23 protein-coding genes are annotated in these 25,847 nt (G+C 57.2%); 13 read left to right on the top strand and 10 right to left on the bottom strand.

Annotated elements, in window-relative coordinates:
• Positions 1–3: 3 nt before the first annotated feature.
• Positions 4–1,467, top strand: coding sequence for an NAD-dependent succinate-semialdehyde dehydrogenase (locus MDG893_RS03135; protein WP_040474268.1), 1,464 nt, complete (start codon positions 4–6; stop codon positions 1,465–1,467).
• A gap of 23 nt (positions 1,468–1,490) precedes the next feature.
• Complete coding sequence (locus MDG893_RS03130; RefSeq protein WP_007152269.1) at positions 1,491–2,714, top strand: CaiB/BaiF CoA transferase family protein; 1,224 nt, start codon at positions 1,491–1,493, stop codon at positions 2,712–2,714.
• Between the two features lie 10 nt (positions 2,715–2,724).
• On the opposite strand, the gene MDG893_RS03125 is transcribed toward MDG893_RS03130, so the two are convergent.
• The 7 genes from MDG893_RS03125 to MDG893_RS03095 all read right to left on the bottom strand — a co-directional run bounded on the left by MDG893_RS03125 (position 2,725) and on the right by MDG893_RS03095 (position 10,535).
• Complete coding sequence (locus tag MDG893_RS03125; RefSeq protein ID WP_007152268.1) at positions 2,725–3,297, bottom strand: SCO family protein; 573 nt, start codon at positions 3,295–3,297, stop codon at positions 2,725–2,727.
• Positions 3,298–3,338: 41 nt separating this feature from the next.
• On the bottom strand, positions 3,339–4,181 hold the full coding sequence (locus tag MDG893_RS03120) for a cytochrome c oxidase assembly protein (RefSeq protein WP_007152267.1): 843 nt from the start codon (positions 4,179–4,181) through the stop codon (positions 3,339–3,341).
• Positions 4,182–4,290: 109 nt separating this feature from the next.
• Positions 4,291–5,853, bottom strand: a complete 1,563-nt coding sequence (locus tag MDG893_RS03115) for an FGGY-family carbohydrate kinase (protein WP_007152266.1) — start codon at positions 5,851–5,853, stop codon at positions 4,291–4,293.
• A complete protein-coding gene (locus MDG893_RS03110; protein ID WP_007152265.1) occupies positions 5,850–7,478 on the bottom strand; it encodes a glycerol-3-phosphate dehydrogenase/oxidase in 1,629 nt (542 codons plus the stop codon). Before MDG893_RS03110 ends, MDG893_RS03115 begins: the two co-directional genes overlap by 4 nt.
• Entirely contained in the window at positions 7,478–9,073 is a 1,596-nt protein-coding gene (locus tag MDG893_RS03105) for an FAD-binding oxidoreductase (protein ID WP_007152264.1), read from the bottom strand. Before MDG893_RS03105 ends, MDG893_RS03110 begins: the two co-directional genes overlap by 1 nt.
• A gap of 128 nt (positions 9,074–9,201) precedes the next feature.
• A complete protein-coding gene (locus MDG893_RS03100; RefSeq protein ID WP_007152263.1) occupies positions 9,202–9,864 on the bottom strand; it encodes a transglutaminase-like cysteine peptidase in 663 nt (220 codons plus the stop codon).
• An 8-nt stretch (positions 9,865–9,872) separates the two neighbouring features.
• Positions 9,873–10,535, bottom strand: coding sequence for a type II secretion system protein N (locus tag MDG893_RS03095; protein WP_007152262.1), 663 nt, complete (start codon positions 10,533–10,535; stop codon positions 9,873–9,875).
• A 188-nt stretch (positions 10,536–10,723) separates the two neighbouring features.
• On the opposite strand from MDG893_RS03095, the gene gspE reads away from it, so the two are divergent.
• The 11 genes from gspE to gorA all read left to right on the top strand — a co-directional run bounded on the left by gspE (position 10,724) and on the right by gorA (position 20,667).
• The gene (gspE, locus tag MDG893_RS03090; RefSeq protein ID WP_007152261.1) at positions 10,724–12,238 is read left to right on the top strand and encodes a type II secretion system ATPase GspE; all 1,515 of its coding nucleotides are present in this window, start codon (positions 10,724–10,726) and stop codon (positions 12,236–12,238) included.
• A gap of 4 nt (positions 12,239–12,242) precedes the next feature.
• Positions 12,243–13,454, top strand: a complete 1,212-nt coding sequence (gspF, locus tag MDG893_RS03085; protein ID WP_007152260.1) for a type II secretion system inner membrane protein GspF — start codon at positions 12,243–12,245, stop codon at positions 13,452–13,454.
• A 64-nt stretch (positions 13,455–13,518) separates the two neighbouring features.
• Entirely contained in the window at positions 13,519–13,956 is a 438-nt protein-coding gene (gene gspG / locus MDG893_RS03080) for a type II secretion system major pseudopilin GspG (RefSeq protein ID WP_279625873.1), read from the top strand.
• Positions 13,953–14,492: a type II secretion system minor pseudopilin GspH gene (gspH, locus tag MDG893_RS03075; RefSeq protein WP_425268450.1), complete on the top strand. Its 540-nt coding sequence runs from the start codon at positions 13,953–13,955 to the stop codon at positions 14,490–14,492. Before gspG ends, gspH begins: the two co-directional genes overlap by 4 nt.
• Positions 14,489–14,863: a type II secretion system minor pseudopilin GspI gene (gene gspI, locus MDG893_RS03070; protein WP_007152257.1), complete on the top strand. Its 375-nt coding sequence runs from the start codon at positions 14,489–14,491 to the stop codon at positions 14,861–14,863. Before gspH ends, gspI begins: the two co-directional genes overlap by 4 nt.
• Positions 14,863–15,657 carry a type II secretion system minor pseudopilin GspJ gene (gspJ, locus tag MDG893_RS03065; RefSeq protein ID WP_083797656.1) on the top strand — a complete coding sequence of 265 codons (795 nt, stop codon included), beginning with the start codon at positions 14,863–14,865 and terminating at the stop codon, positions 15,655–15,657. The genes gspI and gspJ overlap by 1 nt, the downstream gene beginning before the upstream one ends.
• Positions 15,650–16,663, top strand: coding sequence for a type II secretion system minor pseudopilin GspK (gene gspK / locus MDG893_RS03060; RefSeq protein ID WP_007152255.1), 1,014 nt, complete (start codon positions 15,650–15,652; stop codon positions 16,661–16,663). Before gspJ ends, gspK begins: the two co-directional genes overlap by 8 nt.
• Before the next feature lie 77 nt (positions 16,664–16,740).
• Positions 16,741–18,045: a type II secretion system protein GspL gene (gene gspL, locus MDG893_RS03055; RefSeq protein WP_007152254.1), complete on the top strand. Its 1,305-nt coding sequence runs from the start codon at positions 16,741–16,743 to the stop codon at positions 18,043–18,045.
• A 4-nt stretch (positions 18,046–18,049) separates the two neighbouring features.
• Positions 18,050–18,583 (top strand): type II secretion system protein GspM, encoded by a 534-nt coding sequence (gspM, locus tag MDG893_RS03050; protein ID WP_007152253.1) that lies wholly within the window; start codon positions 18,050–18,052, stop codon positions 18,581–18,583.
• 23 nt (positions 18,584–18,606) lie between these two features.
• Positions 18,607–19,272, top strand: coding sequence for a GNAT family N-acetyltransferase (locus tag MDG893_RS03045; RefSeq protein WP_007152252.1), 666 nt, complete (start codon positions 18,607–18,609; stop codon positions 19,270–19,272).
• A gap of 18 nt (positions 19,273–19,290) precedes the next feature.
• A complete protein-coding gene (gorA, locus tag MDG893_RS03040) occupies positions 19,291–20,667 on the top strand; it encodes a glutathione-disulfide reductase (RefSeq protein WP_007152251.1) in 1,377 nt (458 codons plus the stop codon).
• A 19-nt stretch (positions 20,668–20,686) separates the two neighbouring features.
• On the opposite strand, the gene MDG893_RS03035 is transcribed toward gorA, so the two are convergent.
• Genes MDG893_RS03035 through MDG893_RS03025 form a run of 3 tightly spaced genes read right to left on the bottom strand, consistent with a single transcriptional unit; the run spans position 20,687 to position 25,837 of the window.
• Positions 20,687–22,630: an ATP-binding protein gene (locus MDG893_RS03035; protein ID WP_007152250.1), complete on the bottom strand. Its 1,944-nt coding sequence runs from the start codon at positions 22,628–22,630 to the stop codon at positions 20,687–20,689.
• Entirely contained in the window at positions 22,623–23,609 is a 987-nt protein-coding gene (locus MDG893_RS03030; protein ID WP_007152249.1) for an ABC transporter substrate-binding protein, read from the bottom strand. Before MDG893_RS03030 ends, MDG893_RS03035 begins: the two co-directional genes overlap by 8 nt.
• A 35-nt stretch (positions 23,610–23,644) precedes the next feature.
• On the bottom strand, positions 23,645–25,837 hold the full coding sequence (locus MDG893_RS03025) for a TonB-dependent receptor plug domain-containing protein (protein ID WP_007152248.1): 2,193 nt from the start codon (positions 25,835–25,837) through the stop codon (positions 23,645–23,647).
• Positions 25,838–25,847 lie beyond the last annotated feature (10 nt).

Raw genomic sequence — 25,847 nt, 5'->3', positions numbered from 1 at the left:
ACTATCAGACTGACAAACCCGGCACTATTGCGCGAAAGCGCCTATATCAACGGCGAATGGGTCCAGGCCCGGTCGGGCAATCGGCTCTCGATAACCAACCCGGCCAATGGCGAGCATCTTGCTTCCGTGCCGGATATGGACGCCGAAGATACCCGGCAGGCCATTCGCGCGGCTGAGGCAGCGTGGCCGGAGTGGCGTGCCCGTCCAGCCAAGGAGCGAGCGGGTGTTCTGCGTCGTTGGTTCGATCTGGTGATGCAACATCAGGAGGACCTGGCCAGTTTGATGACGGCAGAGCAGGGCAAGCCGTTGGCCGAGGCACGTGGTGAGGTTGCCTACGGCGCCAGCTTTATCGAGTGGTTTGCCGAGGAAGCCAAGCGGGCCTATGGCGACGTGATTCCGGGCCACGGTCGTGACAAGAGGATTGTGGTTATCAAACAGCCGATCGGAGTCGTGGCGGCCATCACACCCTGGAATTTTCCGGTGGCCATGATCACCCGTAAGGTCGCCCCGGCACTGGCCGCCGGTTGTCCCGTAGTAGTTAAACCGGCGGAAGACACGCCGTTGTGTGCGCTCGCCCTGGCGGCGTTGGCTGAGGACGCCGGAGTTCCGCCAGGGATTCTCAACATCGTTACCTGCTCGAAAGACCGGGCGCCGCAGGTGGGTGAGGAAATGACCACCAGCCCTGTGGTTCGCAAGGTGTCGTTTACGGGGTCTACGCCCGTGGGCAAACTCCTCATGCGCCAGGCCAGTGGAACGGTCAAGAAAGTGAGCCTGGAATTGGGCGGCAATGCGCCGTTTATCGTGTTTGACGATGCCGATCTCGACGCCGCGGTAGCCGGATTAATGGCCTCCAAGTACCGTAATACCGGGCAAACGTGTGTGTGCGCAAACCGCATTTATGTGCAATCTGGCGTGTATGACGAGTTTGTTGACAAGCTTAAGACGGCGGTTGGCAAGCTGGTCGTGGGGCCAGGCCTGGAAGGCGAAACCCACCAAGGTCCACTGATCAATCAGGCTGCGTTGGACAAAGTCAGGCGGCACATCGCCGATGCTACAGAACGGGGCGCAAAAGTGGTGATGGGAGGCCAGGCACACGCTCTTGGCGGCACCTTCTTCGAGCCCACCATCCTCACGGACGTTACTCAAGACATGCTGGTGGCCAGTGAGGAGACCTTTGGCCCGGTGGCACCACTGTTCCGGTTTGAGACCGAAGAACAGGCAATCACCATGGCAAACGATTCGGAATTTGGCCTGGCGGCATATTTCTACAGCAATGACATCCGGCGCATCTGGCATGTGGCCGAGGCCCTCGAAACCGGCATGATCGGCATCAACGATGGCATCATTTCAACCGAGGCGGCTCCCTTTGGCGGGGTCAAGGAAAGTGGTTTGGGGCGTGAAGGGTCACGGTATGGCCTGGACGAGTTCATGGAACTCAAGTACCTCTGCCTCGGCGGTATGCGCTAAGCCCTGTGTTCAAGGAGAATTAAATGACTGGTGCCCTATCTCACTTGCGTGTCCTGGATCTCTCCAGGGTGCTGGCCGGCCCTTGGGCGGGCCAGATCCTGGGCGATCTCGGCGCGGAGGTGATCAAGATTGAGCGCCCAAAATCCGGGGACGATACTCGATCGTGGGGGCCTCCCTATCTTCAGGGGGCTGATGGCAATGCAGATCTATCCGCCTACTTCCTGACCGCCAATCGCAACAAGCAGTCCCTCGCAGTCGATATCGCCCATCCCGAAGGGCAGGAACTGATCCGAAAGCTGGTCGCAGAATCGGATGTCATTCTTGAAAACTTCAAAGTGGGTGGCCTCAAGCGCTATGGCCTGGATTATGAAAGCCTGAAGCGTATCAACCCCAAACTCATCTACTGTTCGATCACCGGGTTTGGCCAGGATGGCCCGTACGCGAATCGGCCCGGCTATGATTTTTTGATCCAGGCCATGGGCGGGCTTATGAGCATCACCGGGCAACCGGACGGGGAGCCCGGCGCCGGGCCGATGAAGGTCGGCGTAGCACTGACGGACATTATGACCGGGCTGTATGCCACGATCGGTGTGCTCGCCGCGCTCAGTCACCGTGACCGTACGGGAGAGGGGCAGTATGTGGAGGCCGCGCTGCTGGATGTGCAGGTAGCCTGTCTGGCGAATCAGGCCATGAATTACCTGACCACGGGCCAGGCGCCAGGGAGGATGGGTAACGCCCATCCCAATATTGTCCCATATCAGGATTTTCCGACGGCAGACGGCAACATGGTGCTGACAGTCGGTAACGATGAGCAGTTCGCGCGGTTGTGCGATGTGCTCGGGCATCCGGAGTGGGCAAGCGATGAGCGTTTTGCGACAAATCGGGCCAGAGTGGCGAATCGCAAGGAATTGATTCCAAGGCTGCGGCAGGCCACGGTGATGCGGTCAACACAGGAATGGGTGCAAGTTCTGGAGCGCTCCGGGGTGCCATGTGGACCGGTTAACACCCTGGATCAGGTCTTTGAGGATCCACAGGTTCTTGCGCGGGGAATGAAGCAGTCTGTTCAACACCCATTGCTGGGCGATGTCCCGACGGTTGGCAATCCAATCAGGCTGAAGCTGACTCCGGTAAGCTACAGGACGGCGCCTCCGCTGCTGGGGGAACAATCTAAACAAGTCCTGGAGAGGGTTGCCGGCCTTTCTCCCGGCGAAATAGCGAGCCTCAGGGAACGCGGCGTCATCTCGTGATCCGGTCGCGTTAGCTTTCTTCAGCCAACGCCACCAGATCTGTACGGATTTCCTCCACACTCAGCTCTGGACGGATCAACAGGCGGGCCTTTCCTTCGCGGTCGAACACATACACGGCGCCGCTGTGTGAGACGTTGTAGTTACCTTCCGCATCTGGCTCGTCGTAACCAAAGGTCGTGCGATAACGCTTACTGAGTTCCCTGAGCGCCGGTTCCTCGCCGGTCAGGCCGATGGCCCGGTCGCTGAAAAAGCTCACGTAGCTGTCGATGCGTTCTGGGGTGTCCCGTTGTGGGTCCACGCTGACAAAGACAATCTGCGTGTCCGTCCGCAACGCCTCCGGCAAATTTGTCACCGCCCTGGACAGTTTCTGAAGCGTGGCGGGGCAGATATCGGGGCAAGACGTGAAGCCGAAGAACAGCAGCCGGATATTGCCGTCGGTTTGCGAAGCCGTCACCGTTTCGCCCGAGGTGCCTGTCAGTTCGAAGGCCAATTCCGGCATAAGCCCACTGATGTCTTTGCCATTCCAGTTTTCATCGTCGCCAAAGCACCCACCAAGCATCACCAGGGACGCCAAAAGTGCCATGGCAGAGATCGTTCTATGACTGCAGGGTAGGAACCGACTTTTCATGAATGGCTGGCCTTCAGTTTTTCGTTATAGGGTGACACCTTGCCATCTTCACGCATGGCACGTCGAAGGATAATCAGTATGCCGAGAATGCTCATCATCGCCGGCGGAATCCAGGTCAACAACCCGCCGAGCAGCTGATCGGTCTCAGGCGGCATGGGCCAGGCCCGCCCGCATACCTCATAAACGTCGTACACCATACCTCGCGCAAACACGATATAAGCGCCAAGGATCATCTGAGGTATTGCAACCACCGCCAGAAGCAGGATGCGTTTACCATAACCGAGGGCGTCGCTCGTAACCGGGGAGCGAGGGTCGAAGATCAACCACCAGAACAACATGCCGTCCAGCAGCATGCTCCAGTTCATCACCCAATACAGATCCCGGCTGAGCATGGCGTCGAAGTGGATAGGGGGCCAGAGCCAGAAGTAGATAAGCCCCACAAACAGGAATGAGGCAATCGCCGGGTGCTGGAGAAAACGGTACACCCATCCCAGCGGTATTAATGCCCGCCGTACCCCGGGAGCGATCAGGCTATAGAGGAAACGCATTACCGGAAGGGGATTGGACAATGCAATCAGGATCGGCCCCAGGTGGTGCAGAATCAGGTGCTGGCCCCGGTGAACGAAGAACATGTACTGGGAGTAGTAATCAAAACGGGTTTGCATCACGCCGTAACAAAGCATGACGCCCACCACAATTACCAGTATCCGGCCGCTTCCAGGGCGATCTTCGGCAGGCATCCTGACCAGGCCGTACCCGTAGAACGCCAGAACGAGCACGAAACTCACTATGGTGAGCGGCGAGAAGTCATAGGGTACGAGGTAGTCTAAGGCCGACATCGGGCTTGCCTTTGTGCTCTGGGGGTGGAACCGGGTGATTGTTGTTGTGACTGATCCAGAGTTTTACCGGAGTGACGGCTAAATTCAAGAGATTGTTCGGTTTGTTGTGTTAATCCGGATAGCCGGTGATATCGCGGATCTTTCGGTACAGCGGCTGAAGCTGAGGGTACATTTTCAGGTATACCTCACGATACAGGCGCTCATAGAGTTTCTCGGTGTCGGCCTGCGGATGGAAGACATCACCAACTCGGGTCATCGCGCTCACCGCCGTTTCAAAATCCGGATGGAGCCCCAGGCCAACAGCGGCGTCGATGGCGGCACCAAGACCGGAGGTTTCGTAGGTATGGGGCCGTTCCGCGGGCAGGCCGAATACATCGGCGGTCAGTTGCATGGCAGCGTCGCTTTGAGAGCCGCCACCAGCGACTCTCAGCCTGCGGATGGGGACGCCGCTGCGTTTCTCGATCCGTTCCTTACCTTCACGCAGGGCGTAAGCCAGGCCTTCCAGTATGGCGCGGTAGATATGGGAGCGGGTATGCACGTCGCCAAAACCGATGATGGAACCCTTGGCTTCCGGCCCGGGCTGACGCACCCCGGGTGACCAGTAGGGTTGTAGCATTAATCCCATGGAACCGGCCGGAACGGCCCGAACCAGTTCATCGAACAGGACTTCCGGCTCCACGCCTTTCTGCTCCGCCAGTTTCTGTTCCCGCAGGCCGAATTCGCGCTTGAACCAACTCACCATCCAGAAACCCCGGTAGATCATCACCTCGGTGGAATAATGGCCGGGCAGGGCGGAGGGATAGGGCGGCATCATGCGAACCGGTTCCAGGTAACGTTTGCTGGTGGTGTTGATGGTAGCGGTAGTGCCGTAGCTCATGCAGCCGACATCTGGTGTCAGGCCACCGGAGCCGAGTATTTCGCAGGCCTTGTCAGACGCCGCTGCAATCACCGGAAGTGGCCCGGATAAGCCAAGTTGCCGGGCCGCGTCTTCGGTGAGGTTGCCGATCTTATCGCCGGGCTTAACCAGCTCCGGCAACATCTCACGGCGAACGGGCATGGTGAGCCACTTGAAATCACGTGGGCCGGCCCACTGGTGGCGTTTGTAGTCGAATGGGATATACCCCACCTGGCTGCCCACGGAGTCTCTGAACTGGCCGGTCAGGCGGTAGTTCAGATAGCCCGACAGCAACAGGAAATGCCGGGTGGCCGCCCATATCTCTGGCTGGTTCTGAGCAATCCAGTTGGCCTGGGTTTTTTCTCGGAAGCGGTCAACGGTAGGCTCAAGCCGAAGCAGCTTGAACAGCCAGCCCCAAGCGCCAGGCACTGGGCCTTCAACCCGGGCGTGTCGCTGGTCGAGCCAGATGATGGCTGGTCGAAGTGGCTTTCCGTGTTCGTCCAGATTAACGACGGTGCCCCGCTGGGCGGTCAGCGTTACCCCGGCCACTTGATCCGGCCTGGCTTCGGTGTTTTTCCAAAGCAGTTCGCACGCCTTACCGAGGTTATCCCAGAAGTACTCCGGATGTTGTTCCGCCCAGCCCGGCTGCTCGGAGAAGTAGGGCTCAATTTCCTGTTTGCCCTTGCCGACGAGATTGCCCTGAGTGTCGAATAGCAGGGCCCGTACGCTCTGTGTGCCGTTGTCGATGGCCAGGATGAGCGGTTCGGTCGTGTTCATCCAGTGGCCCCCGGTTTGGCCGGAGATGTGGCCGGTAGCGAATAGCTAGCGCGCCAGAGCTCCAGATAACGTGCCTCTTCCCGTTCCCAGGTGGTGTCGTCCCAGGCCAGGATGGGTTTGCACAGAGAACGTATTTCCGGGAGCAGATCTTCGCCGCCTTTTGGAAGGACCAGCCCGAGCCGGGTACGGCGCAACATCAGGTCATCCAGGTGGATTACGCCTGTATTGGCGGCCGCCCAGGCCAGCTCTGCCCATAGCATATCGGTGCCAGCAATGGTTTCATGGGTGCCGGCACGCAGAACCTCTGCCAGAGCAGGGCCGTAAAAGCCTTGTAAACGATGCCAGTTTTGATGGCTGATGGCGTCAGGACGTTCGAGGTTCGGGGGCGGTGTGAATACAGGCTGCGCATCGTTCCTGAGGCGAAACCCTGATATTTGCCCCCGTTCGAGTACTTCCCGGGCGATCAACCGGAAAGTGGTTAACTTGCCACCGGCGACACTGATCAGGCCGTTGTCGGACCAGATCACATGCTCCCGATTTTCCTTTGAGGGTTTTCGCGTTCCCTTTGATTGATTGACCACGGGTGATTGGGTGACGACGGGGCGCACTCCGGCCCAGGTTGCGATCACGTCACGTTCTGTTATGGCACTACTGGGGAACAGGCTTGAGGAGATCTGCAGCAGGTAGTCCAGTTCCTTCCGGTTGATGGCCGGCTCATGGGACAGCGACTCTATGTGATCGAGATCCGTGGTCCCGAGCACCGTGGCGCCTTGCCATGGGAAGGCAAATACCGGGCGATGGTCCTCCGGATGAAACAGGGAAACTGAACAGGACACCGGAAGCCGCGAATAGGGAACAACCAGGTGGCTTCCTCTCAGGGGACGTATTCGGGTGTCTGCACTATTGGTCTGCTTCAATTGGCCCGCCCAGGCACCCGTGGCGTTAATAACCAATGGAGTGTTGACGATCAATTCCTGTGTTTGGGCCTCTTTGCTGGTGTCCAGAAGCCGAACGCCTGTGACGGTGTTGGTCTCACTGTTTCGGAGAACGGTCTGCGCCTCCATGTAATTCAGACAAATGGCGCCATCGGCTTCGGCTTCTGCGAGCACGCGTTGCACCAGCCGTGAGTCGTCGGTGACAGCATCGGTGAAACCGCTGGCACCGGTAAGATGGCTGGTTGACAGGCCAGGCACCCACTGCAGAGTTTCTACCGGGCTGAGTCGCTGCCTGGATGGCTTGCCTGAAAGTCGGTCGTACAGGCGCAGAAGCATTTGGAACAGCTTCGGGCCGGGGAACTGCTTCTGGTAGTGAGGCATGATGAAACGAAGGGGATCAATCAGCCCCGGCGCCTCTGCCAACAGGCGCTCCCGTTCTCGAACCGCGTCCCGAGTCAGGCGAAAGTGCCCGCTGCCCAGGTAGCGCAGGCCACCATGGATCATCTTCGAGGAACGGCTGGAAGTGCCCCAGGAGAAGTCCCGTTGCTCCACCAGCAAGGTGCTCAAGCCGCTACCGGCAGCTTCGCGAGCAATGCCCGCGCCGGTAATGCCTCCGCCGATCACCACCACATCGAAGTCGGCGTCGCCACGGGCCAGTTGGTCAAGCTTCTGTTCGCGCGTCAGTGGCATTACTTCTGAACCAGTGTTTGTGGATTCATCAAGCCGGCCGGGTCGAATGCCTGGCAAAGAGATCCGATGGCCAGCATGCCCAGCTCGCCTTTTTCAACCGGCAGGAAGGGAGCGTGATCCTTGCCAACGCCATGTTGATGGCTAATGGTGCCCCGGTTGTTAACGATAATGTCCGATGTGCTGTTTTTCAGGGTTTTCCAGCGAGCCAGGGTTTCCTCGTAGCTGTCGGCCACGCGGAACACATAGGTGGTATACAGGCTGCAGCCCTGGGTATAGAAATGCGAAAGGTGCGTGAAAACGTGAACCAGCTCTTCCTTTTCATTCAGTTGGTTACGGAGATTTTCTTCAATCTGGTTTAAGAGTTTATCGACGTTGTCCCAGTCGGTGGCGGTTTCCAGGGTGTCGACGGCGTAACCGAGTTTCCAGAGCGCTTCCCGCAGGTAGGGCATGGTGAAGCGCTTGGCCGCCCATTTTTCGCCCAGTTTCTGACCAGTGTAGATGCCGCCAAATTCGCGGCAGATTTCGCGGGTTTCCTTGAGCGCATTCCGGCATTGGCGTTTGCTGCCTGTAAGGCCAAACGTCATCATGCATTTGCCGTATTTGGCGCCTCTCAGGCCCAGATAGGATTCCAGCAGGCCAATCATACCGGGGTGTCCCGCCAGGGCGAGCTGGGTTTCGGTCTCGATGGCGTTGCTCAGGCGAAGCATCGAGAGCTGGGTACGGTTCTGCACCAGTTTGCGACAGGCTGTCCGAGCCTCCTCCCACGAAGGGAAGAACATGACATGGAAGCTTTCATGGGCCGGCAAGGGCGTGACACGTACTTTAACTTCGGTGATCAGGCCGATCCTGCCCTCGGAGCCCAGGATCATCTCGCGGATGTCCGGGCCGGCGCTCGAAGCGGGAATCGTGGGAATGTTCAGTGTGCCTTTCAGGGTTTCGATGCGGCCCCCGGCAAACAGCTGCTCGATACGACCGTAGCGGAGTGACTGCTGTCCGCTGGAACGGCTGGCGACCCAGCCGCCAATGGTGGACAGTTCGAAAGACTGCGGAAAGTGCCCCAGGGTATAACCCAGCGCCCGCAACTGGGACTCCACCAACGGTCCCGGGGTGCCCGCCCCGAAAGTAGCGATCTGGCTTTCTCTGTCCAGGTCTATCAGGCGATTCATCCGCCCCATATCGACGGTCAGCACTGGTTGATCGCTGGCCACGGGGTTGATGTGGCCCGCCACGCTGGTGCCGCCGCCATAGGGGATAAGGGCAATACCGTTGTCGTCGACGTATTGAAGCAGGGCCTGGACATCCAGGGACGTCTCCGGATAGGCAACACCATCCGGAAAAACACCAAAGTCGCCGCTGCGCATGGCGAGCCAGTCTGCGAGGCTTTGCCCGCGGGCGTGACGCACCCGATCTTCGGCCGCGTCGATACAGGCTGGATTTGGCGGCAGCCTACTTTCCGGCACCTGGGCACAAACCTGTTCCAGGGATACATCCGCCAGTGGAGTGGCGCTTCCCACGCGCTTGTCCAGAAACCGCTGCCCCTCTTTGGGTAACTCAAGATTGAACTGGTCATCTCCCCAGCCGTTCCAGCGTCGCATGTTGGCCATTCCTCGTTGATATAATGTGTGTGCGTCTGATTATTCGTGGGGCAGATTGTACCGCCAGGTACTGTCAACGCAGTGTCGTCTGGCGACAAGTGTTGTGTCTTATGCCGACAGCGGTGAGTCTAGCGGAGGCTGTCCACCATGCGATCATTCAGGCTTTGCCAGTGCTCCAGTTTCCTTGCTTCCCCGATTCGTTCGGAGTCGCCACCGGAACGGTTCAACCACAGACCGTCACCGTTAAAACTGTAGACCGGTTCCAGATCCGGTCTCTGGGACGCGTGTTTGATCTCGTTGATAAGGTTGTCGAGGATCAATGGGTCGGCGTCAGGCTCGGGATACCACGCCAGCACCATATGCGCCTGGTTCAGCTCCAGAGCCTTGACGTAGACAATACGTAGTTGCTCGTCGGGAACGCCCATGGATTTAAGGGTGAGGTATTTTGCGATGGAGAAGTCCTCGCAATCGCCGCCGTTGGTGGTCAGCAACTCAACCGGCGTCGCCCAATAGTCTTCCTCACCCCAGTGGGCAATGTCGCTGACAAATCGGACGCGGTTGAAGAAGGAATTCACGAGCCGGAGCTGTCGGTCGATGGCTGCCCGGGAAGCCATGTCGTGAAGGTTTTGCCAGGTTTCCAGCCGGCCATGGGCCTCCTCGCCGAATTCCGAGCGCACGTAGGTCATGAGCCGTTCGCTGAGTTCGAAGGCGGCCACCGTTAACGTGATGACCATGAGTAGCATGGAAAGCAGGGAGCCGCTGCGGCGAGGATTCGATGCGGCCGTCTCCATGGCTGTCCTCAGTTGTTGGTTCTCAGGCGTTCGCGAAGTTGTTCAAGGCGCTGCCGAATTTCCTCGCGGCGTTGGTCGCTGGTGTCTGCGTTGGTGGATGAAGAGCGTCTGTCCACACCTGTTGGACGAATTTGCGTGTCCCTGGGTTCCTCCTGATCGTTGGAGGTTTGTGTGGAAGCCATGGACAGACCCGTTCTGTCTTCATCTTCGGGAAAATAGAGGTTCTCGAGTTTGCCGCCGCGCTCAATGATAATGCGATTCGGGCGAACAGACCGAAGGGTCGCATTGCCGGGCAGTTCATCACCCACCAGGTAGGCTTCGGTGTTGCGCTTGTCGTCTTCAATCAATGCGCTACCAGGAAAATCTCCGGAGGCGGCCAGCACACCGCGAAGAAAGAGCCGCAGATTGGTTTCTGGCAGGTTTTCAGTATCGGGTTCCGTTTGGGGCGCCTCTTTGCCGGGTTCTCCAAACAAAGCAAAAGAGGCCAGGTTCACCTCTGGAACTTTCCGGGTGTCGGTTTCCGCCTTTGTCATGTCAGCGGTGGAGGTGGTGTCGCCGGCACTGGTTTCATTCTGCCAGAAACGAACGCCCTGCCACGCTGTCACAGTAATCATGGCGATGCCTGCGACGGTGGTGAGTATCAGTGGTAACCTTGAACTGGTAAAAAGCATCGAATGTCCCGAAAAGAGCAGGTGTGGGCCGGCAAAAGGCCCACAGGTTATCAGACTGCAACGATTTATTGGCAGTATAGTGTATAGAGTTATTCAGCGGTTCCATATCCTATGGTAGCCTTTCTGAATTAATTGAATGGAAAGGGATTCTGGAACTTTTTTCTTCCCGCCCCGGCAACAAAACGAGGATGATCGTGGACACAGACACAGAACTTCAGCCGCAGGATGCTCCGCTGGGCCGTCTACCTTTCACGTTCGCCAAACGCAACGGTGTGATCCTGACCCGTGACGACGAAGGCGACCCTGTCATCCTGGTACGGCCCGGGGCGGGTCACTCAGCCCTGGCGGAAGCCAACCGCATCAGCGGAGGGCGTGCAAGGTTTTCTCCCATTGATCCGGCCCGATTCGACGCCGCGCTGAACGCGGCCTATCAGAATGATTCCGCCGAAGCCATGCAAATGGTGGAAGGTATTGGCGATGATATGGATCTGGCGTCGCTGGCGGATTCGGTGCCGGAGACTGAAGACCTGCTGGAGCAGGAAGACGACGCCCCGATCATCCGGCTCATCAACGCCATTCTCACCGAGGCGGTCAAAACCAGCGCTTCGGATGTGCATATCGAAACCTACGAAACACGACTAGTGGTGCGCTTCCGGGTGGATGGTGTACTACGGGAAGTGGTGCAGCCCAAGCGAGCACTGGCACCGTTGCTGGTGTCGCGCATCAAAGTCATGGCCAAGCTGGACATTGCGGAGAAGCGGATACCACAGGATGGGCGTATCGCCCTGCGGGTTGCAGGGCGTGAGGTCGACATTCGTGTGTCTACCATGCCGTCATCCAGCGGTGAACGGGTGGTATTGCGTCTTCTGGACAAACAGGCCGGGAGCATTCGCCTGGAATCCCTTGGTATGGCGGGCGGCGATCTGAAAATACTGCGCCGGCTGATCTATCGGCCCTATGGGATTATGCTGGTCACCGGCCCCACGGGTTCTGGTAAATCGACAACGTTGTATGCGTCGTTGCAGGAAATCAACGATCGCAGCCGGAACATACTGACGGTTGAAGACCCAATTGAGTACAACCTGCCCGGTATCGGCCAGACCCAGGTCAACACCAAGGTGGATATGACCTTCGCCAGGGGGCTGCGGGCCATTCTGCGTCAGGACCCGGATGTGGTCATGATTGGTGAAATCCGTGATCTGGAAACGGCGGAAATTGCCGTTCAAGCCAGTTTGACCGGTCACTTGGTGCTCTCGACTCTCCACACCAACACCGCCGTGGGTGCGATTACCCGCCTGATGGACATGGGCATTGAGCCGTTCCTGATTTCCTCCAGCCTGGTGGGCATCGTGGCCCAGCGATTGGTGCGTGTGCTCTGTAAAGACTGTTGTGAACCCTACACACCGAGCGAAGAGCATTGCGAATTCCTGCAACAGGACCCGGCCAATCCGCCGACGATTCACCGCGCCAAGGGCTGCGAACACTGCAACCAGTTGGGCTATAGGGGCCGTATTGGTATCTACGAAGTGGTTGAGGTCAACGAGGAGATCAGTTCATTGATCCATAAACGGGCAGGGGAGCTGGATCTTGAACACGAGGCCAGACTTCATGGGCCGAGTATCCATGCCGATGGCGTCCGGAAAATTCTGGATGGGGTGACCACGGTCGAAGAGGTCCTTCGCGTGACCCACCGGAGCAGGTAACCCCATGCCAGCATTCGATTACAAGGCGCTCGACAGTCGCGGCAAACAGAAGCAGGGCGTTGTCGAGGCCGATGCGCCAAGGGCGGTGCGCCAGCAATTGCGTGAACGGGGCCTGACGCCCCTGGCGGTGGAGCCTGCCTCGGAAAAGCAGGCCCGGAGCAATCCCCTCAGTAGCCGGGGCAGCCTGGCAACGGCGGACCTGGCCCTGGTGACCCGTCAGTTGGCGACGCTTATCCAATCCGGCATCCCCATTGAACAGGCACTTTCGGCAGCCGCCCAGCAGTCTTCCAAACCACGCATTCGCAGCATGCTCATTGCCATACGCGCGAAAGTCATGGAGGGTTACAGCCTGGCGGACAGCCTGGGTGAATTCCCGCGGGCCTTTCCGCGGCTCTATCGTTCCACCGTTGCGGCGGGTGAACATGCCGGGCATCTGGATTTGGTGCTCAACCGACTGGCGGACTATACCGAGGCCCGTCAGGAGGCCCGTCAGAAAATCCAGTTGGCGGCCATTTACCCCATCATTCTCAGCGTTGTGGCCATCGCCATTGTGGTGTTCCTGTTGACCTATGTGGTGCCGGACATCATTGAGGTGTTTGTGAAGCAGGGGCAGGAGCTTCCGGCGCTGACGGCTGCCATGCTGGCAGTCTCTGATTTCCTGGGCGACTACGGTATTTATCTGCTGATACTGATTGTTGTCGCACTGGTTGTTTTCCGGTGGTCGTTAAAGAAGCCCTCGTTCCGGCTCCGTTTCCATAAAAGCCTACTGAATATGCCGCTGTTTTCAGGCATGGTCCGCGGTGTCAACACAGCGCGCTATGCCAGTACACTGAGTATTCTGACGACCAGCGGTGTGCCGTTGGTGGAAGCCATGCGTATTGCCGGTGAGGTGCTCTCGAATGACCATCTGCGCCAGGAACTGCGGGATGCAGCCAGAAAGGTGAGTGAAGGCGGTTCCCTGCATCGCTCGCTGGATCAGACGGGGTACTTCCCGCCGATGATGCTGCACATGATCGCCAGCGGTGAAGCCAGCGGCGAATTGGACAGCATGCTGGAGCGGACCGCGACGATGCAGGAGAACACATTGCAGTCCAAGATTGCTGCCATCGTAGGCCTTTTTGAGCCGATGATGCTGCTGTTGATGGGCGTGGTTGTGTTGATTATCGTGCTGGCAATCATGCTTCCGATCCTCAATATGAGCAACCTGGTTGGCTAGGCCAGGACTGGCGGGCCAATTCCATTTCCAAACCCAGAGATAGGGACAGATGAAGAGCGAAACAATGAAACTTCAAATGGCACAACGGGGTTTTACCCTGATCGAAATCATGGTGGTCATGGTCATTCTGGGCCTGCTGGTAGCCATTGTGGCACCCAATATCATGGGGCGAAGTGACCAGGCACGGGTGACGGTGGCGGAAACGCAGATGAGTAACGTAGCGAATGCCCTGGACCTCTACCGTCTCGACAACAGCCATTACCCGTCCACTCAACAGGGCCTTGAGGCACTGGTGTCCAAGCCCAGTGGCAGCCCAGAGCCTCGAAACTGGAACCCCGAAGGCTATCTCAACAGCGTTCCCGAAGACCCCTGGGGTGCACCGTACCAGTACGTAAATCCAGGCCGGGAAGGCCCGTATGACCTGTATTCCTACGGTGCGGACGGCCGGGAAGGTGGTGACGGTGATAACGCCGACATCAGCGTGTGGAAGGTCAGGGACTGATTGTGCTCTCCAGGACGCGACAGTCGGGCTTCACACTGATCGAAATACTCGTTGTCCTGGTGGTGGTTGGACTGCTTGCAGCGCTTGCCGTTATGTCCATGGGCGGCAGTTCCCGTGATCGCGAGATGGAAAACGAAGTTCGCGAACTTTACCTGTTGATGCAGACAGCCTCAGAGCAGGCGATACTGAACAATACTGAACTGGGGCTGGTTCTTGAGGATGACGGCTTTCGGTTTGTCGCCTGGGAAGAGTTGAGTGGTGAATGGAAGCAGCCAGCCGAGCGGATGTTCCGGACACGGAGCTTTCCAGAATGGATCACGGTGACTGAATACATCGAAAGCGATACCCCACGCCTGGCGACTGACGAAGATGAACTGAGACCGGATGTGGTGTTCTTTTCCAGCGGTGAAACCACACCCTTTGAGATTGAATTTCTTGTTGGCCGCGACGATTCCCGGATGCACACCATTACGTCTGATGGCGTTTCTCCCCTGGAATGGCGCTATCCCGGGAGCCAGGAGGCCGAGGAAGAATGAAGGACCAACGCGGGTTTACACTGATTGAGGTCCTGGTGGCTTTGCTGGTGTTTGGCCTGATTGCGACCGCCGCTGCTGAGGTTGGCAGTCAGTATATTTCCAGTTATGAGCGAATTCGCGACAAAACCCTGGCTGGCTGGGTGGCGGACAATCGCATCAACGAAATCCGGCTTCAGGAAAACCTGCCCTCTATTTCAGAGAACTCGGACGACATCGAATACGGCTCGTATCGATGGCAGGTAACCACCGCCGTTCTTGCCACTGAAGATCCATCCATTCTTCGTGTTGAAGTGACCGTAGCCCAATATCGCGGCGACAGAACTGAACCCGCCCCGATTCACACGCTGTCTGCGTTTATTGGTGAGAACTGATGTCGACCTCCTTGATTGTTTGCCAACAAAGGTCGTGCGCTTCCGCTCAAGCTGGCTTTACCCTTATGGAAGTGCTGATTGCCGTGACCATTACCGCTGTTATCGGTCTCGGGGTATGGCAGGTGTTGGGCAATGTGGTCGCGTCCAGGGACCGGGTCAACGAAGTCGCGGAACAGTTTGATGACATCCAGCGCACCATGCTCTTGCTGGAGCGGGACATTACTCAGGTGGTGAACCGTTCCGCCCGCGACATTTACGGTGATTTTCGTCCCGCTTTGACCAGCCGTGAGGAAGAGTTTTCATTGATTCTCACCCGCCAAGGCTGGCGCAACCCTCTTGGCACCCGCCGCAGCAGTCTGCAGCGGGTGGGCTGGGAATACACCGGGGACGAACTGCGCCGCCGATACTGGGTCACCGTCGATAGGGGGCAGGAAGACAACAGCCAGGACCTTCTTCTGCTCTCCAACGTTACTGACTTCGCGGTTCGATTTCTCGATGACCAGCGAAACTGGCGGGATGAGTGGCCTGGCGAAGAGAGCATGGCGAATATGTCGCCGGGCACGCGTCCCGACATCCCTTTACCTCTGGGTATTGAGGTCACCATAGAGCATGAACGCTTTGGAGAGCTGGTCAGAACCTTCACGCTGCCTGATTTTGATAATGACGTTGCTCAGGGTGTGGTGAATAGCGTCAACGATGCCGCAGATGATGAGGGCGATGATCAACAACAGGATCAGGATCAAAACCCAAACCCGGGCCAGGACACATCCGGGACAGGAGTGACGGGTGGCTAAGCGTTTATTCAACGGTAGGCACGGTGAGCGCCAGAGTGGCGTTGCACTGATTATGGTTCTCCTCGCCATGGCGCTGGTGGTCATGTTGGCCACGGGCATGACGCAGCAGCAAAGCGTGCGGGTATTCCGCGCCAGCCACTACCTTGCCCAACAGCAGGGGCACAGCGTGGCCCTGGGAGCGGAAGCCTTTGCTCGCCAGATTCTGGTGCGCGACTTTGAGGAAGACAAGGAGGACAACCTCATGGTGGATAGCCTGGACGAGTTCTGGGCCAAGAATGCCGCCATTCTCCCACTGGACGACAATGGCGTCGCCGAGGTCCAGATCGATGATCTTGGTGGCAGGATCAATCTCAATGACCTGGTGAGTGCCAATGGGCAGGTCGACCCTATGGTTCGTGATCGAATCGCTCGTTTGCTCCAGGTGCTTGATATCACCACAGTCAATGTCGATGCACTGGTGGATTGGATCGATCCGGACGACCAGACGGTCAGCGCCTATGGGGCCGAAGACGGGCAGTACCTTTCGGCCGACCCGGCTTATCGGGCGGGCAACCAGCCGTTTGTCGATGTTTCCGAACTTCGCATGATTGATGGTATGACAGAGGAAGCCTATCGGGCTCTTAGGCCTCACGTAGCGGCGTTGCCGGTGACCGGTTTGGGTATCAACGTGAATACCGCGACAGCACCAGTGCTCAGGTCTCTCCATGAGGAACTGACACAGGCACAGGCAGACGCTATTCTTGAGAGACGTTTGGAAGAGCGCTTTGAGAATGTACAGGACTTCCTGGCAATAGATGAATTTGCAGGGAGGGGAATGAAACCGACGGGCCTCGGCCTGCAAACCCGTTTTTTTGAAGTAGTATCGCGGATTACCTACGATAACCGGGTTGCCAATCTGGTCAGCACGGTTTATCGAAGCCCGGAAGGCGAGATGCAGACGGTGTCCCGTGACACCGGGCAAAAGAATCGCATTACCAAGGAACCGTTCACGGTCTCCGAGCAATAGGGAAGTCCGGAGCCGGAAAATCGTCACAAAAAGAACCGATAACCTCGAAAAGGTTTCGAAAAAGGAAACTGTTCAGAATGTCATATCGCCTCTACGTCAGGCCGCGGCCACCGTTCGCAGACCCCGACGCCAACCCGGAAGCCCAGTTATACAATTGGGTGCTGGTGGATGCCAGCGGAGATGCCCAGGCCCGGGGAACCGCGGACCCGCGAGACGCCATTGAACAGACGCTGGCCCAGAACGACCTCGATAACGTGCTGTTGGTTGGTCTCATTCCCGGCGACGAGGCGCTCTTCTGTGTGGCTGATATTCCAGCGAAACAGACGAGATTTGTTCATCAGGCGCTCCCTTACGCGGTTGAAGAGCAGGTTGCCCAGGATATCGAAAGCGTTCATCTGGCTCTTGGCAACCGTACGGAAAAAGGTTTTCGGGTGGCGGCCATCGACCACGGGCAAATGGCAGAATGGGTGGTAATGTTCAGTGGTTGGGATCATCTCAAGCTGGATGCGATTTATCCGGATTCCAGCTTGCTGCCATTGACTGAAGGTGGTTGGTCGGTTTGCCTGGACGGGGATTCTGCCATGCTGTCCAGCGACCAGGGGGAGTGGCTCAGTGTTCATGCGCGGAACCTCGCGATGTTTGCGCAAACGCTCGCCTTGCCGCCCTCCGATGAAGTAGTCGCTGAGGTGCCGGTGACGGTTTATGGCACTGAGCAGGAATTCGAGCACCAGCAGGCGGATCTGGGTGAGCTGAAAGCATCGGGGCGCCTGGTGGTCCGCGAGGAAACGCTGGAATTGATGCCGCTGGAACTGCTGGCACACTCCCACCATCATCACCTTTGCCAGCCGATCAATTTGTGCCAGGGGGCCTACAGCATCCGCACGGGAAAATCGAGCGCGCTGGGGGCGTGGAAACCGCTGGTTGCCGTGGCATGCGTGTGGTTTGTGATCCAGATTGGCGTGGAAGTCGGCATGGGATTCTACTATCAGCAGCAAGCCGACGAGATTCGGGAACAGGCAATGGCGGTTTATCGTGACGCCTTCCCGGGGGATACCAGGACCCATTCCGGTAACGTGCGCCGTGTTGTTGAAGGGCAGTTGCGTCAGCTTCAGGCGGAGGGGCCAGACGCCGGATTCATTACGTTGATGAAGTACACGGGTGAACAGTATTCGAAGATTCCCGATGCGCGCGCTGTCACCTTCAATTCGGTGAACTACAGCAAGAACCGTGGGGAACTTGTGGTCGATGTGCGTGCAGACAGTTACGACAAACTCAGCACCTTGAGAAATGGCCTGACCAGTCGCGGACTGGAAGCGAAGATCGGTTCGGTGGTTAATGAATCCAATGGCGCCCGCGGTCGCCTGACGGTTTCCGGAGGGTAACGGCATGTTAAACAGGATCAAGGAGCAGCCAGCCGTCGGAAAGCTCATCGCCCAGTATGACCAGTTGCCTCGCAGGGACCAGCAGGCCCTGTCGGTTCTTGCGGTGGCCATTCTCCTGGGTATTCTCTACTTCGGAGTCTGGCGCCCTGCGACGGGATTCCATGACGAAGCCGTGGACGCGCGGGAGCGTGCCACCGAATTGCTGGCGTGGCTTGAGACAAATCGTAAATCATTGGAGCGTCTGTCCAGTGCCGGCACGTCTCAGGGTGGGGCTGCAGGCGGTGATACACCGGCAGATGGTCGTGCGCTTATGGCTCTGGTGACTCGCAGCGCCAGCGAGGCAGGCCTTTCCCTGCAGCGCTTCGAGCCCAGTGGTGAGGACGCCATTCGCGTCTGGCTCGAAGGTGCACCCTTTACCGAGGTGGCCAGTTGGTTGGAGCGGTTGAACACTGGCCACGGTGTGGAGATAGATCAGGCATCCATGGACCGCCAGAACGACCCGGGAATTGTATCCGTACGTCTGACATTGACGATTTGAGACAGGTAACTGGAGAGCCTTTGATGAACGACGGCACAGAAAACAAGAACAATCCGCAGCCGATCATCGTCCGCCTTGACGGGAGTGCCCGAAATGAGGCGATTTCCATATTGGTGCATGCCTACCGTGACGAACCTACGTTCGAGTATCTGTTTGATCACCGCCGCCCAGGCTACCAACAGCGGGTACGGGCAACAGTTCGGGAACTGATTGATCTTTATTTTGGTCTGAATCAGGACGCCGTGGGCGTGTTGGTGAACGATACGCTTGTGGCCGTTGCCTTCATCGGCGAACCGGAGCTCCGGCTGAATCTCGCGGAGCAGATCAGTTGGCGCATTCGTATGGTTTTGACAGCCGGGTTTGCCTGCACCCGTCGTTACCTGGATTATCACGAAAAAATCAGGGAAATGTTGCCGCAGCCCCTGGCTCATCAGTTGCCATTGATGGGCGTAAATCCGAACTACCAGAACAAGGGTTACGGGCGTTTACTGTTGTCTACGGTTGAAAAGCTATGCGCAGAAAACCCCCGTGGAAGCGGGCTTGTTCTCGATACCGGCAATAGCCGGTATCTCCCGTTCTACGAGTCCGAAGGATTCCGTAGCCTTGGCACTATCCGCCTGGGCAGTTTTGAAGATCACATCTTATTCCGCGAGGTCCGCCCCGGTGAAGCGGCGGTGGCTCCCGGTTGAGCGAAATGATTGCCGCAAATGACAGGAGACGTTGTGTCTGACAACCAGGACTTTGATCTGATAATCGTGGGCGCCGGTTCCGGCGGTGTGAGACTGGCACGTATGTCAGCTGCCAAGGGCGCTCGTGTGGCTGTAGTGGAATCGCGCTATCTGGGTGGCACGTGCGTCAACGTGGGCTGCGTACCCAAGAAACTGTTTGTCTATGGATCTCACGCCGGTGAAGACATAGAAGATGCTGCGGGCTATGGCTGGAACGTGCCAGGGGACCAGATCAGTTTTGACTGGACCCGGCTGGTTGCCAACAAAAACGCCGAAATCGAACGTCTTAACGGTATCTATGGGCGTATGCTTGCCAATGCCGGCGTTACGGTCATAGAAGGCACCGCGTCACTGGCCGATGCCCACACAGTGGTAGTGGGAGAGCGGTCCTATACAGCCAAGCATATCACTATCGCCACCGGCAGTTGGCCCGTGGTTCCGGATGTGCCCGGCAAGGAATGTGTTCTTACCTCGAACGAGATGTTTTATCTGCCGCAACTGCCAAGGCAGGCAGTGGTCTGGGGCGGTGGCTACATAGCGGTGGAGTTTGCCGGTATTCTTGCCGGGCTTGGTGTCGAGACAACACTTCTCTATCGCGGTGATCTGTTCCTTCGCGGTTTCGATGACGACGTTCGTGAGTTTACCGCTACGGAAATGCGCAAAAAGGGCGTGGACCTTCGCTTTGGCGTCAATATCGAGTCTATCGAGAGCGAAGACACTCACTACAACGTCGACCTGACCGATGGCTCCCGGCTGCATACTGGCCTGGTGATGGCAGCTACCGGGCGCCGTGCATTGGTGGATGGCCTGGGGCTTGAGGGTCTTGGCGTGCAGCTCAGTGCCTCCGGCCATGTGGTTGTGGACGATCACTTTCAGACCGTCGTACCCTCCATTACAGCCCTTGGCGATGTTATCGGCACCCCTCAACTGACGCCGGTAGCGCTTGCTCAGGGTATGGTGCTGTCCCGCCGACTGTTCGGAGACGGGCAGGGCGAGATGGACTATGCCTGCATTCCTACGGCGGTCTTCTGTCAGCCCAATATCGGAACGGTCGGCCTGACGGAAGCAGAGGCGAGAGAAGCCGGGCACAAGCTCCGTATCTACCGGTCAGAGTTCAAACCGATGAAACATACCTTGAGTGGGCGGGATGAGCGGTCACTGATGAAACTTGTGGTGGATGCAGACACAGACCGGGTGCTGGGTGCGCATATGGTTGGGCCCGATGCCGGGGAAATTACCCAGGGGATAGCGGTTGCCCTGAAAGCTGGCGCGACAAAAGCACAGTTCGACAGCACTATTGGTATTCATCCGACCTCCGCGGAAGAGTTTGTCACCATGCGCGAGCCCGTCGCATAATCTTACTAAAAGCCGCTGGTTACACCCGTATCCAGCGGCTGAGTACCGCTCTCAGGTTTTCTTTTCTCACGGGCTTGGCGAGGTAATCGTTCATGCCCGCCTCTCGGCAGCTGGTTTCGGTTCCCGGGAGAGCGTCTGCTGTCAGCGCAATAATTGGGGTTCCACCCTGACCGTTGCTCTTTTCCCATTCCCGGATGCAGCGGGTGGTTTCATAACCGTCCATCACCGGCATCTGGCAATCCATCAGGATAACGTCGTAGCCTGAGTGATTGGTTCGAACCAGTTCCAGTGCCTCCTCACCATCGGCCGCAGCGTCCGTCTCAAAGCCCAGCCGTCGGAGCAGAGCGGTGGCGACCCTCTGGTTCACCATGTTGTCCTCCACCACGAGAGCACGGGCTTGCTCGCTGCCGGTTTTGATAGGGCCCTGTTCCGAAGCTTCAACATGATCGACCCGGGTTGCCAGTTCAAAGGGCAGTTCGAAGCGGAACTGCGACCCTTTGCCAATGTCGGTCTCAACTTTAACGTGACCGCCCATCAGCTCAACCAGTCTCTGGACCAGCGAAAGCCCCATGCCGGTTCCGCCATAACTGCGTGAATCACCTGTATCGAGTTGCTCAAATGAGTTAAAGATGTCGTGAATCCGTTCGACAGGGATACCACAGCCGGAATCACTGACGGTGCAGTTGAGCACCAGGCAGTTCTCCTCAAGAGAGAAAAAGCCAGCCTGTACTTTGATGAAGCCGTCGCCCGTGAATTTGATGGCATTATCGATGAGGCCCGCCAGGATCTGGCGCAGGCGTGGAGCATCTCCCAGCACAAGCAGACGGTCCGGCCAGTCTCCTATGAACTTGGTGGACAACGCCAAACCCTGCTGTTCAGCGACATGACGGTAGCTGGCCGCGCAGTTGGTGATCAGTTCTTTCAGGTCAAACTCGCGGTTATCCAGCTCCAGCGTACCCCGGTCAATATGGGAATAGTCCAGGATGTCGTTGATGACCGTCAGCAAGTCCTCCGTGGACTGCCGCGCGGTCTGAAGATAGTCTTTTTGTCGAGCACTCAGGGCTTCATCGGTCACCAGTTCGATCATTCCCAGAACACCGTTAAGCGGCGTTCGTAACTCATGGCTCATGGTGGCAAGAAACTCGGATTTGGCTCGATTCGCCATTTCCGCACGTCCCCGGGCTTTTTCAGAGGAGGCCAGGGTTTCATCCCTGGATGCCTTCAGATTCCTGAGATGCCTGGAGAGAGCATTGAGGCTTTCCTCCAGTTCCCGGATTTCCCGGGTAGCGCCGGCAAGGCCGACCTCAACTTCCTCGTATTCCCGGTTGGTCAGTTTTGCAACCCGACGGGACAGGCCATGGATTGGTAAGACGATACTGTTCAACGAGTGATTAACGATTAACAGTGTAAACAGCAACAGCGAGAATCCAACCGCCAGTGATGTCCAGAGGATATCCTGCCGGCGCGCAGCGAGTTGGGCTTTGTTGACACCCACCTGAACAGTACCTACACGAAGCGCTCCTGACCCGAATCCGTAGTTAGGTTCGAACCATTCGGTCTGACGATCTTCACCCAGATCAAGCGGTTGTTGCAGTATTTCTGCTTCGAAGACATCGAAGGTCTCTTCAGCATTGATATTGCCGGGGTCGTCCGTGGAAACAAACCCAACCTCGTCACCCACCACGTTGGAGACTCGTATCCATTGGGCGCGGCTGCGCCGCAGCGATTGCGACAATATCTGTTCAAGGGACGCCGTATTCCCTGAAACGACTGCGTATTCAACCGCCGGCGCAAGGCTGTCAGCCAGCATCTGACTGCTTTCAGCCAGGTCCTTGCGGGCGTCATCGAGCCGAGCAGATGTAAAGAACACCATCAACACGATGAACATGACAATCGCCGGAGCCGCGCCCAGTAGCAGCAGCTTCCGTGTAAGGGAGACCGGCCTGCCCATACGCTTACTCATCAGACGCCTCCTCGGAACCGGCCAACCGCTCGCGAACAGAATTGATGATCTCCTGACGGTCGGGCAGGGGAATGTTCAGAGAGCGCGCAACCTGGTCGTTGAGCTCAATTCTGAAGACATCGGGATAGGCGGGCGGGGGAAACTGACCATCACGGCGGTATTGTTCTATGTAATTCGCTGCCAGTTTGGCGATTTCGGTTAAAGGGGTATAGGTAGACGCCAGCGATCCCGCTTTCACATAAGCCTGACTCGGGCCGATGACAATCCGATTACGACGATAGGCCGTCAGTAGAATGTGCTTGATGGTTCTGGGGTTGTATATACCGCTGTCTGGCGCGGCCAGAATAAAGTCGCCGTAGTTCAGTGCGTGAATGAGTGTTGGTATCAGGTCGTCGTCGGAACTGACGACAAAGACTCGCGCCTGGAGCCCGTAGGTGGGCAGTTTATCAACCAGCGGTTCGTAGAGCTCGACAGTTTCGGGGCGTGCAAGCATCGCCACCCGGGTGGCATGGGGCAGAATCTCCTGTCCGGTGATGGCCTGCCTGATTAAAGGGGGATTGTACAGTATGCCGGAAACCGACCCTTCAGAGCGCTCTGAATATCCACTGATAAATGACTGATCCACAAGTAAAGCCAGGATGGGCACATCACGATTCTCCTGCCGGACTCGAGTAAAGGCCTCAGGCCCGAGCGTGATGACCGGTGTGGTATTGTCGAGAGCCGTCTGTCCGCTATGGAAGGAGCGGATGTTGACGTCGCTGCCCAATGTTTCTTCAAGAAGCGAGAGCATGCGGCGGTTCAGAGCCGAGTTCCCGGAACCGGCCAGATACACCTGGGGACCCGAAGAGGATTGTGCGAAAACAGACTGATAGGGTACGGACAACACGAAAAACAGTAGCAGTACGGCACTGGCCAGGACGCGCCGACTGGCATGGCCGCCTGGTTTTCTCCCCACTTTGGTGTTGTACGTTGGTTTCATACCGTCCAGGGTCGGGTATCGTCCGTGTGGTGCCTTTAGAATCTTACGCCGACTTCAGCGAAGAACTGGTTGTGGTCCTTGATGACGTTGTCAGGGCTCAGATCCACATCTCGGTTCAGGTAGTGTTGCATGGTAACGGCAAATTCATAGCTATAGCCGGTTCTGAAAATGTGCCTTGCCAGTCTCAGATCCAGGCGCTCGAACTGCGACCGCCTGAACTCATCGGCAAAATAGAACGCCGCTGATGAGGTCAGGTTGAAAGGCAGATCCTGTATCCACGCAAAACTTCCTGAATGCCGGACCGACAACCGCCCCAACAGGTCAATGGCGTATTGTTTGTCACCGGCATCGCGATCATTGGCGCCGGTGTAGCGGCCATCCTGATCCAGATAAGCATAGCTCATCCTCAGCTTTGTACCGGGAAAGTCCAATGACGCCTCTACCTCAAAGCCTTTCTGATCGAGTGCGACATTGTTGTCGATGGTCCAGTCTTCTTCGTTGATGATGCCGCTGATCATGTCTCGAAGCTGATCGTTGAAATAACGAACTTCCAGTGACAAGGTGGAACTGTCCAGATAGTACTGGCCAAAATAGCTTATTTCCCGGGAGATTATGCGCTCTTCCTCAAGTGTTTTACCATACGTCGATGTGGCTGGGTCGACCAGGTTAGCGACCAGGAATCGTTGCCCTTCAAGAAAGGCGTATGGTGGCTGAACATTCCGGGGGCGGTAGGACCAGTCCGGATTCTGTTCGAACGCATCCGGTGTGCGTACTGCCTCGGAGTAGACAAATCGAAGCGTGTGGTTGTTGGCCAGGATGAAGTTAGCGGCCACCCTCGGCGAAAAATAGCCTTCGTCGGTTGTTGTCGTTTTTTCCCAATTACCGCCGGCGTTCAGGGTGAGCCAACGTAATGGCGAGTACTCGAGGTTCCCAAAAACCTGTGCCTGGTAGTTATTGCCGCGGCCGTTGAAGTAGGTCTCTGACCGATAGGTATCTTTACGGTAGCCAAGACCCGATACCAGCTTCAGGTCCCGGTTGAACAGCAAGGTATCCTGAATTTCGAACTCCAGGCGGGATTCCTCGATGTCTTCATTCAGGTATGCCCTGAAAGGGTCTACTTCGTTGGCTGAGCAGGGGTCGAGATCAGGGGTGTTTCCCATGAGAATATCGTTGAAGGTATCCCCGGGGATGCATATGCTCCAGCGCTGCCGGCGATCATAGTTCTGGAAGCTGGCCTGAACATGGTAGAAATGGTTTTCGGAGGTCGTCACGTTCAGGCGGGTTTGCAGATAGTAGTCGTCGACGACGATATCAGGGTGGTCATCAGCGCCAAGTTTTCCGTTCTTGATCTGGTCCTCTTCGTTAATGCCGTCCACTACACCGCCGCGCACGTCCAAACTGTACTGGCTGTTCAGGAACAAACTGCTGTCGTATGTAAAGGTATTGATGTCATAGCCATCATGAAAAGGGTAGTAGATGTCGTCATCTTCCTGCTCATCAAAGCCGTCCGATTTACGCTTCTCGTAGGCCAGGCGCCAGTTATAGTCACCAGAGGCATTGCCGGCAGAGCCAAAGACTCGCTTATAGCCTCTGGAGCCGGTAACGGCACGGGCCTCAACTCCGGCCGTATCCTCAGGCGCACGGGTGATGATATTAATGGTTCCGAGGAAGGCATTGATGCCATACGCGGCGCTGTTTGGCCCGCGGCTGACCTCGATTCGTTCTATCAACTCAAGAGGAACCGGCATGGTATTCCAGTCCATGTCCGACAGGTTAGGCCGGTATGATGTGCGGCCATCGACCTGAACCTGCAATCGACGCTGTTCATAATGTACAGTGCCGTGGTAACTGGTTACCGGGTTATTGCTCCCGACCTCGGCGACGGTCATCCCGGGGACCAGGCGAAACACCTCTACCAGGTTCATGATACCGAGATCCCGGATCATTTCGCCGGTGATGATGGTGGTCGTGCCGGGCACACGGGACTTCGGTTGCCTGAGACGGGTTGTGGTCAGTACCTCTGGAATTCTGGAATCCATTTCAAAGGCTTCCGGTGAATCACCAAGCGCTGCCAACTCGAAGGTCTGGTCGTCGCTTTCCTCCGCTGCCGCAGCTACCACCGGAAAAACGGCAATGAACGTGCCTGCAAACACCAAAGCCAGGCGGCTGCGATAAGTTTCAGGACGAACAAGCCCCGGAATTTTAGTGAGATAGGTCGTAACGGACATGAGTGTCGTT

The sequence above is a fragment of the Marinobacter algicola DG893 genome (genome assembly GCF_000170835.1).
Taxonomy (GTDB): Bacteria; Pseudomonadota; Gammaproteobacteria; order Pseudomonadales; family Oleiphilaceae; genus Marinobacter; species Marinobacter algicola.
Note: the sequence above shows the minus strand (reverse complement) of the source record. Positions and strands in the feature narration are given on the sequence as shown.